This window comes from Streptomyces sp. NPDC018029 (assembly GCF_044327655.1).
Lineage (GTDB): Bacteria > Actinomycetota > Actinomycetes > Streptomycetales > Streptomycetaceae > Streptomyces.
Map to the genome: position 1 here is coordinate 367915 of NZ_JBIRFV010000006.1, position 13348 is coordinate 381262.

12 protein-coding genes and 1 pseudogene are annotated in these 13348 nt (G+C 71.1%); 5 read left to right on the forward strand and 8 right to left on the reverse strand.

The window, feature by feature from the left end; translation table 11 throughout:
- Positions 1-49 precede the first annotated feature (49 nt).
- Positions 50-805: pseudogene (locus tag ACH4D5_RS20760) on the forward strand (MerR family transcriptional regulator); the annotation flags it as partial.
- 200 nt (positions 806-1005) lie between these two features.
- Positions 1006-2235 (forward strand): glycosyltransferase, encoded by a 1230-nt coding sequence (locus ACH4D5_RS20765; protein WP_398304374.1) that lies wholly within the window; start codon positions 1006-1008, stop codon positions 2233-2235.
- Between the two features lie 136 nt (positions 2236-2371).
- Here ACH4D5_RS20765 and ACH4D5_RS20770 read toward each other — a convergent pair whose 3' ends face one another.
- From ACH4D5_RS20770 to ACH4D5_RS20780, 3 genes are all read right to left on the reverse strand, one after another.
- Complete coding sequence (locus ACH4D5_RS20770; RefSeq protein WP_398304377.1) at positions 2372-3397, reverse strand: glutathione S-transferase family protein; 1026 nt, start codon at positions 3395-3397, stop codon at positions 2372-2374.
- The gene (locus tag ACH4D5_RS20775) at positions 3394-3702 is read right to left on the reverse strand and encodes a hypothetical protein (protein ID WP_398304380.1); all 309 of its coding nucleotides are present in this window, start codon (positions 3700-3702) and stop codon (positions 3394-3396) included. The genes ACH4D5_RS20770 and ACH4D5_RS20775 overlap by 4 nt, the downstream gene beginning before the upstream one ends.
- A gap of 86 nt (positions 3703-3788) precedes the next feature.
- Positions 3789-5288 (reverse strand): cytochrome P450, encoded by a 1500-nt coding sequence (locus tag ACH4D5_RS20780; protein ID WP_398304382.1) that lies wholly within the window; start codon positions 5286-5288, stop codon positions 3789-3791.
- A 108-nt stretch (positions 5289-5396) separates the two neighbouring features.
- On the opposite strand from ACH4D5_RS20780, the gene ACH4D5_RS20785 reads away from it, so the two are divergent.
- Complete coding sequence (locus ACH4D5_RS20785) at positions 5397-6005, forward strand: TetR/AcrR family transcriptional regulator (protein ID WP_398304385.1); 609 nt, start codon at positions 5397-5399, stop codon at positions 6003-6005.
- Here ACH4D5_RS20785 and ACH4D5_RS20790 read toward each other — a convergent pair.
- Positions 5995-6669 (reverse strand): HAD family hydrolase, encoded by a 675-nt coding sequence (locus ACH4D5_RS20790; RefSeq protein ID WP_398304388.1) that lies wholly within the window; start codon positions 6667-6669, stop codon positions 5995-5997. The two genes, ACH4D5_RS20785 and ACH4D5_RS20790, sit on opposite strands and share 11 nt — an antisense overlap.
- A gap of 4 nt (positions 6670-6673) precedes the next feature.
- Positions 6674-7432: a DeoR/GlpR family DNA-binding transcription regulator gene (locus ACH4D5_RS20795; protein WP_398304391.1), complete on the reverse strand. Its 759-nt coding sequence runs from the start codon at positions 7430-7432 to the stop codon at positions 6674-6676.
- A 73-nt stretch (positions 7433-7505) separates the two neighbouring features.
- Here ACH4D5_RS20795 and ACH4D5_RS20800 point away from each other — a divergent pair, with 73 nt between their 5' ends.
- Together ACH4D5_RS20800 and murJ are read left to right on the forward strand one after the other, a co-directional pair.
- Entirely contained in the window at positions 7506-8699 is a 1194-nt protein-coding gene (locus ACH4D5_RS20800) for an MFS transporter (protein WP_398304394.1), read from the forward strand.
- A gap of 137 nt (positions 8700-8836) precedes the next feature.
- The gene (gene murJ, locus ACH4D5_RS20805) at positions 8837-10429 is read left to right on the forward strand and encodes a murein biosynthesis integral membrane protein MurJ (protein ID WP_398304397.1); all 1593 of its coding nucleotides are present in this window, start codon (positions 8837-8839) and stop codon (positions 10427-10429) included.
- A 63-nt stretch (positions 10430-10492) separates the two neighbouring features.
- On the opposite strand, the gene ACH4D5_RS20810 is transcribed toward murJ, so the two are convergent.
- The 3 genes from ACH4D5_RS20810 to ACH4D5_RS20820 all read right to left on the reverse strand — a co-directional run bounded on the left by ACH4D5_RS20810 (position 10493) and on the right by ACH4D5_RS20820 (position 13207).
- Complete coding sequence (locus ACH4D5_RS20810) at positions 10493-11626, reverse strand: hypothetical protein (RefSeq protein WP_398304400.1); 1134 nt, start codon at positions 11624-11626, stop codon at positions 10493-10495.
- A 223-nt stretch (positions 11627-11849) separates the two neighbouring features.
- On the reverse strand, positions 11850-12404 hold the full coding sequence (locus ACH4D5_RS20815; protein ID WP_398304879.1) for a cysteine hydrolase family protein: 555 nt from the start codon (positions 12402-12404) through the stop codon (positions 11850-11852).
- Positions 12405-12622: 218 nt separating this feature from the next.
- A complete protein-coding gene (locus ACH4D5_RS20820; protein WP_398304402.1) occupies positions 12623-13207 on the reverse strand; it encodes an isochorismatase family protein in 585 nt (194 codons plus the stop codon).
- Positions 13208-13348 lie beyond the last annotated feature (141 nt).

The following is a 13348-nucleotide window of genomic DNA, read 5'->3' on the forward strand; positions in this document are numbered from 1 at the left end:
CTCACGTCACGTCAGGCTGCAGGCTGTGCGTCGACGAAAGGCGAGGTCCATGAGTTACACCGTCGGTCAGGTCGCCGGTTTCGCGGGGATCACCGTCCGCACGCTGCACCACTACGACCGGGCCGGGCTGCTCACGCCCGGCGAACGCAGCCCCAGCGGCTACCGCCTCTACAGCGACGCCGATCTGGCCCGGCTGCAACAGATCCTCTTCTATCGCGAACTCGGCTTCGCCCTCGACGAGATAGCCGAGATCCTGGCCGACCCCCAGGCCAACGCCCTCGCCCAGCTCAAGGCCAGGCGCCGGGCGCTGCGTGAGCAGATCGACAAGCTGGAGCGTCTGGTGGAGGTCGCCGAGCGGGCCATGGAGGTGCAGCAAACCGGGGTGAGTCTCAGTCCCCAGGAGCGGTTCGAGGTGTTCGGCGAGATCACCTTCGACCTGAGCTACGCCACCGAGGCCGAACTGAAGTGGCAGGACAGCGCGGGCCATCGCGCGGCCATGAAAAGTGCCGCCGACCACTCCAAGGAGGACTGGGCGCGGCTCATGAGCGAGGCCGCGCAGTGGCGGGAAGGGCTGCTTGCCGCCTTCGACGCGGGGGAGCCCGCGGACGGCGCGCGGGCGCGGGAACTGGCCGAGGCCCACCGGCAGCACATCTCCCGCTGGTTCACGCCGTGCCCGCCCGAGATGCACCTGCGCATCGCGGACGACTTCGCCACGGACCCCCGCGCCTTCGCCCTCGTCGTGCCACCGCCCCAGCAGCGACCGGGGCTCGCCGCGTATCTGCGTACAGCGGTGGAAGCGAATGCCGGGGCGGGCCGCCGCGACATCCGCGCTGGCGCCAGCGCTTGTGCCGATGCCGACGGTGAGGCCCGCGCCAGGTCTCGGGCTGCTCGTGGCGCCGCGGTAAACCCTGACGCTAAACCTGAGGGTGAGGGTGCGGCTCTCTCGCCCGCCATCCTTTCCACCCCCTCCACCTCCTCTGCCCCCTCTGCTCCCGAAGGAAGCCGATGACGCGCATTTTGATCGCTGCGGCCGGTTCGTACGGCGATGTCGCCCCGTACACCGGTCTGGGCTTCCGGCTCCGCGAAGCCGGTTACGACGTCGCACTCGCCACGCACGGCACCTTCGCGCCGCTCGTCGAGGCCGCGGGCCTGAGGTTCCGCGAGTTGCCCGCCGACTCCGGCGGCCGGCAGGGCGTGGGCGGGCGCAAGGAGCTCATGCGGGCGGCCTCCGTCTTCGTCCGCGACCTCGGCGGCGGCCTGGTCGACGCGGCCGTGCGGGGCGCGGACCTGCTGGTGCTCTCCACCACCACGGCGCCGCTCGGCTGGCACCTGGCCGAGGCGATGGGCGTGCCGACGCTGGGGGCGTACCTCCAACCCACGCATCCCACGAGGGAGTTCCCGCCCGTCATCGGCGGCACGCGGTCGCTCGGCGGCTTCGGGAACCGTGCCCTCGGCGGCTTCTCCCTGCGCATGGTCGACCGGGTCTACGCCGACGCGGTGCGCGACCTGCGCGCCCGTCTCTCCCTGCCCGCCACCGCGCCCCGCGTGATGCGCGCCCGGCAGGAGCGGGCGGGCCTGCCGGTGCTGCACGGCTTCAGCCCGGCCGTGGTACCGCGGCCGGCGGACTGGCGCGCCGGACTCGACGTCGTCGGCAACTGGTGGCCGCACCACGATCCCGAGAACCCGCTCCCGTCGGAGCTCGACGATTTCCTGCGGGCCGGGCCGCCGCCGGTGTTCATCGGGTTCGGCAGCATGGCGGCGGGGGAGGGCGAGCGGCTGAGCGAGATCGCGGTGACGGCGCTGCGCGCGGCCGGGCTGCGAGGCGTGCTGCAGGCGGGCCGGGCCGGGCTCGCCGCGTCCGGCGACGACATCCTCACCGTCGGCGAGGTGCCGCATGCGCTGCTGTTCCCCCGGGTGGCGGCCGTGGTGCACCACGCGGGGGCCGGGACGTCGGCGGCCGCGCTGCGTGCGGGTGTCCCCGCCGTCCCCGTGCCGGTCACCGCGGACCAGCCCTTCTGGGCGGCTCGGCTCGCCTCCTTGGGAGCGGCGACCGATCCGATCCCGTTCAGGCAGCTCACCGCACCCCGCCTCGCCGAGGCGCTCGGCCGCGCGGTACGCGAAGGCGCGTACGGGCGGGCCGCCGACCGCCTTGCGGGGGTGATGGCGACGGAGGACGGCGCCGGGGAGATGGTGAAGGCCGTCGAGCGGATCCTTCAGCCGGCGCCTTGTCCGTAACGATCACTTTCCTTGCAAGGGTCAGCCTCCCTGCAACGGTCAAGCTCCCCGCAACGGTCACCTCTCCGCAACGGTCACCTTCCCGGTGGCGGTCGCCTTCCGGGGCGGGCGGCCGGCTCGCGGGCCCGGGCCGGGATCAGGGGCGCCCCGTCGGCGGCACCTCCTCCCCGGCGGGCACGGGCCCCGGAGGCGTGCCGTCGCCGAACGGGCGGCCGCCCAGCTGCTCCCGGTGATGCGGGGTCAGCCACCCGGAGAGGTCAGGGCCCAGCGGCACGATGCCCGTCGGATTGATGCCGGTGTGTACTTCGTAGTAGTGCCGCTTGATGTGGTCGAAGTCGATGGTGTCGCCGAACCCGGGGGTCTGGAACAGATCCCTGGCGTACGCCCACAGGACCGGGTCCTCGGCCAGCTTCCAGCGGTTGCACTTGAAGTGGCCGTGATAGACCGCGTCGAACCGCACCAGCGTGCTGAACAGCCGGATGTCCGCTTCCGTGATCGTGTCCCCGACGAGATAGCGACGGGTCGCCAGGTGCTCGGAGGTGAGCTCGAGGCGGCGGAAGACATCGCGGCACGCCATTTCGTACGTGGACTGGTCCGGGGCGAAACCCGCGCGGTACACGCCGTTGTTGACGTCGCGATAGATGCCTTCCATGACGGTGTCGATCTCGTCGCGCAGCGGCTCGGGGTAGAGGTCCGGCGCGCCCTCCCGATGCAGGGCGGTCCACTCCGTGGCGAAGTCCAGCGTGATCTGCTGGTAGTCGTTCGTGACGAGCTTGCCGCTCGGGACGTCCACGACGGCGGGGACGCTGACGCCGCCCGGATAGCCGCTCTCGCGGGCCTCGTACGCCTCGCTGAGGAAGCGGATGCCGAGGACCGGGTCGCGGTCGTCGGGATCGAGGGTGAACCGCCAGCTGCGGTCGTCCTGGATCGGATCCGTGACGGCCAGGGAGAGCGCGCTCTCCAGGCCGAGCAGCCGGCGCGCGACGAGCGCCCGGCCGGCCCACGGGCAGGCCCGGCTCACCACCAGGCGATAGCGGCCCGCCTCGACCGGCCAGCCGTCCCCGCCGTCCCCGCCGTCCGCCGTGATGCGGTCGGCGAAGTGGCTCTTGGAACGCTTGAACTCCTTGTGCCCGTACGAGGCGTTGCCCTGCTCGGCGCTCATGACTGGCTCCCTTCCCTTGCGCGGGTGCGGGTGCGGGGCATCGGGGTCCGCTCCGCGGACGGCTCCGGATCGGCGGCTCGCGGGGGCGGCGCGAGATCGTAGATCCGGTCGATGAGCCCTGCTTCGTTGCCCGCGAGGCCCGCGCGGCGCAGCGCTTCGTCGGCCTCCGCGATCGGCCCCGCGAGCAGCGTCGCCGCGGCCACGGGGGAGACCGACGCGGAGTCGGAGAGCGCGGCGCGCGCCGTGTGCAGCAGGCGCAAGCAGGCCTGTGCGGCGAGCAGTTCCTCGGACGTCGTGCCGGTCATGTCGAGCGACTCCTCTGCGCTGGGTGCGTGGTCGGCATCGGGGGATGCCGTCTCCACTCTCGCGCACGGGTCTGACAATTGGCCCCCTATGCCGCCCGGGCGCGGCGGGTGAGCCGCAGGGTGAGGCCGTCCGGCATGAGGGTGAGCCGCTCGGCGACGCGCAGCCGGTAGCCCGGATCGGCGTGCAGGTCGTAACGGCGCAACAGCAGGCCGAGCACCAAGGTCGCCTCGTGCAGTGCGAACTGACGTCCGATGCAGGCGCGTGCTCCCGTGCCGAACGGCTTGAAGACGTGGGGAGGTCGTCCGCGTACGGCCGAAGGGGCGAACCGGTCGGGGTCGAACTCCTCGGGACGCTCGCCCCACGCCGCGGGATCCCGGTGCAGCATCGTCGCGAGGACCAGGGCCCACGCGCCGCGGCGCATCGGGTGGACGCCGCCGAGCGTGGTGTCGACGCGGGCCTCGCGGGCGAACCCCGGAGCGGTCGGCCACAGCCGCAGCGACTCGTCGAGCACCCGGCGCACGTACCGCAACTTGGCCACCTGTTCGTACGCGGGTTCCCCCTCGGAGCCCCAGACCTCGTCGACCTCCGCCCGCGCGCGGGCGAGCACTTCCGGAGAGCGTGACAGGTAGTGCAGCGCGAACGACAGCGCGCCGGACGTCGTCTCGTGGCCGGCGACAAGGAACGTGATGACCTGGCGGCGGATGTTCTCCGGAGTGAGCCGCTCGCCGGTCTCCGGGTGGGCGACCTCCAGCATGCGGTCGAGCAGATCCCCCTGGCCGCCCGACCCCGAGCCGGGGGTGGCCCGACGGGCCGCGATCACCGCGTCGACCGTGCGGTTGAGGTAGGCCATGTCGGCGTCGTTGCGCCGCCCGGCGCCGCGCAGCACCAGCGGGGTCAGCAGAGGCGGCACGACGTTGCGACGCTGGGCGAAGGAGAGCGTGCCCACCATCGCCGACACGAACGGGTGCGGCGCCGAGCGCTTGAAGGAGCCGAAGTCGTGCCCGAAACCGGTGCGGGCGATCGTCTCCAGCGTCAGCTTCGTCATGTCGCCCGGCACGTCCACCGGCCGGCCCGCCGTCTCGCGTTCGTCCCAGCGGGCGGTCAGCTGCCGGGCGACGTCCAGCATCAACGGGTGGTAACCCGCCATCGCCTCGCGGCTGAACCCCGGCGCGAGAATGTCGTGCGCGAGCTGCCAGTTGGGCTCGTGGTTGTACGCGGTGAAGAGCCCGTCGCCCGCCACCGGACGGAGGTTGGCGACGCCGAGGCCCACGTGCTTGGCGAACCTCGACTCGTCGGCCATGTCGGCGGCGAGCTCGGCGCCCCACACGAAGACGAACTCCTTGCCGAACGCCTTGCGCCGGAATATCGGGCCGAGTCTGCGGGCCAGCTTCATCGAATCCTGCAGCGGCGTGCGGACGTTGGCACCGAGGATGTCGCCGAGCAGCGGCAGGCGGTGCGGCGGGTGCGGGATGCGGTGCAGCTCGGGCCAGCCGAGCTCGGCGCTGCGGAACCCCTTCGGGGGAGCAGGGGGCGCGGGCCGCCCGTCCGGACTGTCCGCCGCCGCGGACCGCGTCGTCTGCGCCATCTGCCCATCTCCCTTGTCCGACGGGCCCGTTGGGCCTGTTGTACGTGGATTCAATAGGAGCTCCCAGTGTGGTACCGCTATTGAATTCGCGTCAAGTAAGGTGCCTGCATGGCCGCGAACCCCCAGGAGCGCACGCGCCGCAGACTGAGCACCGAGGAGCGGCGCGAGCAGCTGCTCTCGGTCGGGGCGCGGCTCTTCGCGCAGAAGCCCTACGACGATGTGTGGATCGAGCGGGTGGCCGAGATCGCAGGCGTCTCGCGGGGCCTCCTGTACCACTACTTCCCGACCAAACGGGACTTCTTCGCCGCCGTGGTGCACCGGGAGAGCGAGCGCATGCTGCGCCTTACGGCGGCGGTGCCGGGGCTGCCGGTGCATGAGCAGGTCAGCGCCGGCCTCGACGCGTTCCTCGGGTACGTGGAGAGCCACGCGCAGGGCTTCCGTGCCTTCCACCGGGCCGAGGCCGCGGGCGACCCGCTGGTCCGCGAGGTCTACCGCAAGGGCCTCGCGGCCCAGGAGCGGCAGATCCTCGCCGCCCTCGCCGCGGACCCGTGCGCCGCGGACATCACACGGGACGTGCCTGCACTGCGCCTCGCGGTGCGGGGCTGGCTCGCCTTCATGGTGGCGGTGTGCCTGGAGTGGCTGGAGGAGCCCGATCTGACACGGGAACAGGTGCGTGACCTGTGCGCCAAGGCGCTGCTGGGCGCCATCACGCGCTGAGGCGGAGCACCTCGCGGAGCCGGGCGGCGCTCGTGAAGAGGTGGCCTGCCACGCCGACGGCCTCGGCGGCACGGATGTTCTCCTCGCGGTCGTCCACGAAGAGGACGCGGCCCGGCTCGGTGTCCAGCGCGTCCAGGCACCACTGGTAGGCGCCGGATTCAGGCTTGGCGTGGCCGATGCGGCAGGAGAAGGCGCGCACCTGGAAGTGCCCGAGCCACGAATGCCGCTCTTCGTAGTGGGCGGCCAGCTCCTCCGGAATGTTGGAGAGCAGGGCGATCGGCCGGCCGGCCGCCGCGAGTTCCTCGATCAGCGCGACCATGGTGTCGTCGACGGCGCTCCAGCTGGCCAGGTCGGCCTCGACGAGCCGCGCGATCCGGGCCTCTTCGAAGTCGGTGCCGAGCGCGTCGGCCACCCGCGCCCAGTACTCGGCGCCGGTCACGTCCCCGCGGTCGTACGGCTGCCGCAGCGCCCAGTAGGCATCCCAGAAGGCCTGTTCGGACCCGCCCGCTATACGCGCAAGCCGGGTCTTGCCGTCCTCGGACTGGTGGTGCGCGATGACGCCGAACATGTCGAAGAGCACGACGTCGTGGGCGGTGGCGGTGGTGGTGAGGGTGGCTGCCTGCCGAGCGGCAGGCGCGGCTGTGGGCTGAGGGCTGCGGCTCATGGGGTCACACCTTTCGTACGGTCACGCCCGCGGCGGCCAGCGCCTCGGTCTCCTCTTCCGGCGCCGCGTCGTCCGTGACGACGGCGTGCAGGGCGGTGGCCGGGGCGACGAAGGCCAGGGCGGTACGGGAGAGTTTGGCCGCGTCCGCGACCGCGATCACCCGGCGGGCAGAACCGATCGCGGCGCGCTTGACCGCCGCGTCGTCCAGGTCGTAGGCGGTCAGGCCGTCCGCCGCGGACAGTCCGCAGCATCCGATCACGGCGGTGTCGAAGCGCAGGGCGGCCAGGGACGCCGTGGTCAGCGGGCCGGTGAGGGCCAGCTCGCCCGGGCGGGGCCGGCCGCCGGGCACCAGCAGCGTCACGTCGGGCCCGCCCGTGAGGGCGTTCACCGCGTGCAGCGACAGCGGCATCACGGTCAGGCGTCGGTGCTCCAGCGCGCGGGCGACCTCCAGGCAGGTGGTGCCACTGTCGACGACGACGGACTCCCCGTCGGCGATCAGCCCGGCCACCGCGGCGGCGATGCGCCGCTTGGCCGCGAGGCCCTCCTGCTCCCGCAGCGCGAAAGGCGGTTCCTCACCGCGCAGCAGCAGGCTCCTCGCGCCGCCGCGGTAGCGCTCGAGCACGCCCTGTTCGGCGAGGACCTCGAGGTCGCGGCGGATGGTCATCTCGGAGGCGCCGGTGAGTCCGGCGAGTTCCGCGACGCCGATGCGTCCCGCCTCGCGCACGGCATCGGTGATCTGCCTCAGTCGATCTGTACTGGCCACGCCCAAGTCAAACATCAAATGTGTTCGATAAGCAAGCTTCCGAACATGTCTTATGTTCGTTATGTTCGAAGGCATGGACAGAACCTTGCGGGCCGGCCGAGTGGCCACCTTCGCCTACTTCGCGCTGAACGGCTTCCTCATGGGGATGTGGATCGTCCACATCCCCGCCGTCGAGGACCGGGCGGGGATCAGCCACGCCGTGCTCGGCTGGCTCCTGCTGCTGCTCGGAGCGGGCGCATTCGTGGGCATGCAGATCGTCGGGCCGCTCACCGACCGGCTCGGCGCCCGCACCGTCGTACCGGTCAGCGCGGCCCTGTGCGCCGGGGCCCTGGTCCTGCCAGGACTCGCCACGGACGTATGGACGCTGGGCATGGCACTGCTGGCGCTGGGCTTCGGCAACGGCTGTCTGGACGTCAGCATGAATGCCCACGCCGTACAGGTCGAACGGCACTACCGACGACCCGTCATGTCCGCCTTCCACGCCACGTTCTCCATCGGCGGCGTCCTCGCCGCCCTGCTCGGCGCCGGCACCTTGAGCCGGGGCTGGAGCCCGGCGGCGACGCTCGGCGCGGTGGCGCTGCTCGGCCTCGCGGCCGCCGCGCTCTCCGCTCCCGCGCTGCTGCGGTCCGAGCCCCCGGCCCCGCACATGTCGGCGGAAGCGGAGGAGCCCGCGACGTCCCGCCGCTCAACTCCCCGGCGGATCTGGGCGCTCGCGGCCCTCGCCTTCATGCTCATGCTCTGCGAGGGCGTGGCCAACGACTGGAGTGTGCTGCAGCTGCGCGACGTCCTGGACGCGCCCGCCGCGACCGCCGCGCTCGCCTACGGCGCCTTCGCGACGGCCATGACCGTCGGCCGCCTGCTCGCCGACCGGGTGGCCGCGCGGTTCGGCCCGGTGGCGATCCTCCGCCACGGTGCGACCGTGGCCGCGCTCGGTCTGACGGTGGCGGCCCTGTCACCCTGGACCCTGCCGGCCCTCATCGGCTGGACCGTGTTCGGCGCCGGGCTCTCCGGGTGCATCCCGCAGCTCTTCAGCGCCGCGGGCCACGCGGATCGCGACGCGGCGGGGGCCAATGTGTCCCGCGTCGCGGGCCTCGGCTACCTCGGCATGCTCGCGGGCCCCGCGGTCATCGGCCCGCTGACCCACCTCATGCCGCTCAACCTCACGTTCTTCCTGCCGGTGGCCTTCTGTGCGATCGCGGCCTGCACGGCGGGCGTCCTGCGGGACCAGCGCCAGGATCAGGAAGCGGCGAAACCCGTCCTGAAGTGATGCGGGAGCGCGCGGCGGGACTTGGCGGTGGACGGGCGGGTCCCCGGCCCACGCATGCTTCTGCGGGCCCGAAGTCCGCTGTCAGAGGCGCGTGCGACGATCAAGCGCATGGAATTCGGATATGAGGTGCCGCCGACATGGTGACCCTCGCACGCTCCTCGCTTCTCATGGCCTTCGGGACCGTGGTCTCCCGCGCCACGGGCCTGATCCGGCAGGTCCTCCAGGGCGCGGCCCTCGGCACCGGCCTCCTCGCCACCACGTACAACACCGCCAACACCGTCCCCACCAGCCTCTACACCCTGCTGATCGGCGGCGCGCTGAATGCCGTCCTGGTGCCCCAGCTGGTGCGCGCGAGGGCGAACGACTCCGACGGCGGGACGGCCTTCGAGCAGCGCCTCATCACGCTGGTCGTCTGCGTCCTCGGTGTCGGCACGGCCCTCGCGGTGTGGGCGGCCCCGCAGATCGTCGCGCTCTACATGCGGGACACGCCGGCCAACCACGAGGCCTTCCAGCTCACCGTGGTCTTCGCGCGCTTCCTGCTGCCGCAGATCTTCTTCTACGGGCTCTTCGGCATACTCGGCCAAGTCCTGAACGCCCGCGAGAAGTTCGGGGCGATGATGTGGACCCCGGTTCTGAACAACATGGTGCTCGTCGCCATGTTCGGCGCCTATCTGGGCCTGATGACCGTGCCCGACAGCGTCCAAGGGATCACCGCCGACCAGGTCAGGCTCCTCGGGATCGGCACCACCTGCGGCATCGCCCTGCAGGCCCTCGCACTCGTGCCGTTCGTGCGCGCCGCCGGCCTGCGCCTGCGGCCACGCTTCGACTGGCGCGGCACCGGCCTAGGCAGGAGCGTCAGGGCCGCCCGCTGGACGCTGCTGCTCGTCCTCGCCAACCAGGTCGCGCTGACCGTCGTCACGAACTACGCCAACGCCGCCGACCAGCGCCTGCCGCACGCCGGCGCCGGCTACACGGCGTACTCGTACGCACAGACCATCTGGCTCCTGCCCCAGTCCATCGTCACCGTCTCCCTGGTGACCGCGCTGCTGCCCCGGATGAGCAAGGCCGCGGCGGAGGGCCGCACCGCCGACCTGCGCGGTGAGCTGTCCCGCGCGCTGCGCGTCACCGGGACGGTGATCGTGCCGGCCGGGTTCTTCTTCCTCGCCTTCGGGCCGCAGACCGCCGAACTGCTCTTCGCCCACGGCGCCTCCGACGCCGCGGCCACCGAACCGCTCGGCCATATGCTCCAGGCGTTCGGCCTGGGCCTCATCCCCTTCTCCGCGCAGTACCTCCTGCTCCGCGGCTTCTACGCCTACGAGGACACCCGCACGCCGTTCTGGATGGCGGTCTGGGTGGCGAGCGTGAACATAGCCCTGGCCACCGCCTGCCACCTGCTGCTGCCCGCGCGCTGGGCCGTCACCGGCATGGCCGCCGCCTACACGCTCTCGTACGCCGTGGGCTTGCTGCTCACCGCGCGGCTGCTGCGCCGCCGTCTCGGGGGATACCTCGACGGCCGCCGCCTGGTCCGCACCTACGGCAAGTTGACCCTGGCCTCCGGCCTGGCCGGAGCCCTCGGCTGGGCGGCTGCCCGCGCGGGTGGCGAGACCTCGCTCACCGGCACGGCGGCGACGGCTCTCGGTCTGGCGGCCGGCGGTGTGACGATGGTGGCGGGTTACCTCGCGCTCGCCCGGCTGCTGAGGATAGGGGAGCTGCGCATGCTGCGCCGGTGACCGGCGACCGACCGAACCACCGGCTCCGGGTGCGTGCGCCCGGAGCCGGTGGGGTTTCGCGGGCTAGTGCGGGACCGGGCACACCCCTGAGCCCGAGGCGACCGAGTTGTAGTTGGGCGCGGCCATCGGAGTCGTCGTGTTGCTGCCGAGCTGGATGAGGATTTCGTCGGACAGCAGGTCCTGCTGGCCCTTCAGGGCGTCGGCGACCTTCGTGTCCTTGGGGAAGACCATCTCGGCGGCGATGTTGTCCTGCACGATCCGCGCGAGGTTGTCGAGCGCGGTGAAGACCGGGTCCGCCGGCGGCTCCAGGCCGGGCAGGTCGATCAGGTGGGTGGCGACCTTGGCCGCGTTCATGCAGTCCTTGATGATGATGGTGTTCTGGTTGAGGACGCTCGTCGTCCACTGCGAAAGGACCACGCAGTAAAGGTCGGCCCACGCCTCTTCACCGACCTTGGCACGCCAGGTCTTCATGATGTCCTGCACGCCCTTGATCTGGGCCTGCGAGGCGTGCTCCATGTTGGTGCGGATGTCGGGGTAGACGCTGCCGGAGAAGGTCACGAAGGACGCCATGTCGAACTTCTTGGCCGAGACCGAGGCGCTGATGAACTTCTGGGCACCGTCGAGGATGTTGCCGCACGAGGTGGTCAGGGCCGCGGGCAGACCGGCGGAGGCGAGCTGGCGGCGGGCCGTGGCGAGCTTGGCGGCGTACGCCTGCAGCGGCTCGATCCACGCCGTGGACGTGTTGCTGTTGAACGCCACCATGACGAGGTCGTGGGCGTCGATGCGGTTGGCGTTCGGCAGGTTCGGCACCTTGTTCGCCAGATAGGAGGCGATCACGGAGAAGATGCCGAGCGGGACGTGAGCGATGGACTTCGCCAGCTCGAACGTCTCCGACACGGGATTGGCGGACTGCTGTCCGTCCTTGGTCACCAGGGTGAACCGGCCCCCCTTGGCGTCGTTCTGCACGACGACCACCGGGGAGAGGTGTTTGATCAACTCTTTCTTCAGAACGGCGTAGTTGTCGCGCATTCCGGCGTTGACGGCGAGCATCGAGGCTCGCGCCGTCGTCTGGCTCACGGCCTCTGTGACGGTGCTGTCCGCCGCGGTGGCCGCGGAGCTCGGGGATGCCGAGTAGCCGAGCAGGGCCGCCGTACCGACACCGGTAGCGCCGCCTATGAACCCTCTGCGGGTAGCCATCTTCGTTTTCTCCATTGCGTTGTGCTGATCTGTTTCTGGTGGCTTTTCGATGTGGGGATCGAATTCATGGGGGGACCTTCGGGTTGGGGGGATGGGAGGTGAGGGGTGGGGTGGGGATGAGGGGTGTGGGGTGTGGGGCTTTGGAGGAGGGCGCGGGATGCCGCGCCCGTCGGCGGGGAAGGAACCGGAGTTCCTTCCCCGCCGAAGACAGTGGCCGGGACGGCTACTTGATGTCGCTCTGCTGGGGGACCACGACGCCGAAGCGGTCCTGGATCGTGGCGAGCGCGGACTCGTGCACCTGCTTGGCGGGGATGCCGTTGGGGTTGCCCTTGACCGGCAGCGGCCGGGTCGCGGAGGCGTCACCCACCACGGTCGGGTTGTAGCCGTTGTAGACGGCTCCCTCGGTGGTGAAGAGGGTGCACATGTGGGTCATGAAGCCGGCGATGATGACGTTCTTGCGGCCGGTCTTCTTGAGCTCCGCGTTGAGGTTCGTGTCGTGGAAGCCGTTGGGGACGGCCTTCTCGACGACGGCCTCGCCCTTGGCCGGCTTGAGAGCCGGAATGATCTGTCCGGCCTTCGACTTGAGGTCGTAGCCCTTTTCCACGATGTGGATGACCGGGGTGCCGGCCTTGCGGGCCCGCTCCAGCAGCGCCTTGGTGTTGTCCACCGAATCGCGCCAGCCGGTGAGCTCCATCGGGCCGCCGGTGTAGACGTTCTGGTAGTCGACGAGGACCAGCGCGGCGTTGGACAGCTTCGCGGGCGTCTCGTCGAGCTTCATGATCGTGCGAAGCGTCGTGGTGTCCTTCGCGACGTTCTGCTCGGCGGACGGCGACGGCTTCTTGTCGTTCTGGTCGGTGCGGGCGGCGGCATCGGTCTCTCCACCGCACGCGGTCACGGTGGCCGCGAGCAGGGCGGCGGCACCCAGGACGACGAGCGAACGCAGCGGCTTCGAATGCAGCGGCTTCGAATGCAGCGGCTTCGAGTGCAGCGGCTTCATCAGACGATCTCCTTCTGGGAGGCGGTGACGACCCCGTACAGGTCGGCGATGGTGGCGAGGGCGCCCTGGTGCACCTGGTCGGCGGGGACGTCGGTGCCGGCGACGGGCAGCGAGCGGGTGGCGGTGGCGTCGGCGGCGACCGTGGGGCGGTTGCCGTTCAGGAACGCGCCCTGTGCCGTGAAGGCGACACACATGTGGGTCATCCACCCCGCGATGACGACGTCCTGGCCCTCCTTGAGGTGACTCGCCAGGTCGGTGCCGACGAACGCGTTCGGGACCTGCTTGACGACGACCGGCTCACCCTCGACAGGGGCGACCTTGGGGTGGATCTGGCCGATCTCCGCCCGGATGTCGTACGGGGTTCCCTCCCCGCCGTCGTTGATGACGTGCACGACCTTCGTGCCGGCAGCGCGGGCCCGGGCCAGCAGCTGCGCGGCGGCGTCGAGGGACTGCTCCCAGCCGTCGAGCTCCATCACGCCCTGGGTGTAGGTGTTCTGGAAGTCGATCAGGATGAGCGTCGACTCGGCCAGCTTCGCGGGCGCCTGGACGAAGCCGTTCAGCTCGCGCAGCGTGGTCCTGGACATGGGTGTACCGCCTTTGCATCGCGTAGGAGAAACACAGCCCGACCTCGGCCCTTTGTCGGTCCGGGTGGCTGTGTCCACAACGCTATGAGCCAGCGGCGGTGTCGACAATGACGTCTAACATGCAGATACCGACCTAGGGTT

Bases quoted from the DNA above. Each gene is read 5' to 3' on its own strand.
- ACH4D5_RS20765 (WP_398304374.1), top strand. From the start codon at position 1,006: ATGACGCGCATTTTGATCGCTGCGGCCGGTTCGTACGGCGATGTCGCC.
- ACH4D5_RS20770 (WP_398304377.1), bottom strand. From the start codon at position 3,397: ATGAGCGCCGAGCAGGGCAACGCCTCGTACGGGCACAAGGAGTTCAAG.
- ACH4D5_RS20775 (WP_398304380.1), bottom strand. From the start codon at position 3,702: ATGACCGGCACGACGTCCGAGGAACTGCTCGCCGCACAGGCCTGCTTG.
- ACH4D5_RS20780 (WP_398304382.1), bottom strand. From the start codon at position 5,288: ATGGCGCAGACGACGCGGTCCGCGGCGGCGGACAGTCCGGACGGGCGG.
- ACH4D5_RS20785 (WP_398304385.1), top strand. From the start codon at position 5,397: ATGGCCGCGAACCCCCAGGAGCGCACGCGCCGCAGACTGAGCACCGAG.
- ACH4D5_RS20790 (WP_398304388.1), bottom strand. From the start codon at position 6,669: ATGAGCCGCAGCCCTCAGCCCACAGCCGCGCCTGCCGCTCGGCAGGCA.
- ACH4D5_RS20800 (WP_398304394.1), top strand. From the start codon at position 7,506: ATGGACAGAACCTTGCGGGCCGGCCGAGTGGCCACCTTCGCCTACTTC.
- murJ (WP_398304397.1), top strand. From the start codon at position 8,837: ATGGTGACCCTCGCACGCTCCTCGCTTCTCATGGCCTTCGGGACCGTG.
- ACH4D5_RS20810 (WP_398304400.1), bottom strand. From the start codon at position 11,626: ATGGCTACCCGCAGAGGGTTCATAGGCGGCGCTACCGGTGTCGGTACG.
- ACH4D5_RS20815 (WP_398304879.1), bottom strand. From the start codon at position 12,404: ATGAAGCTCGACGAGACGCCCGCGAAGCTGTCCAACGCCGCGCTGGTC.
- ACH4D5_RS20820 (WP_398304402.1), bottom strand. From the start codon at position 13,207: ATGTCCAGGACCACGCTGCGCGAGCTGAACGGCTTCGTCCAGGCGCCC.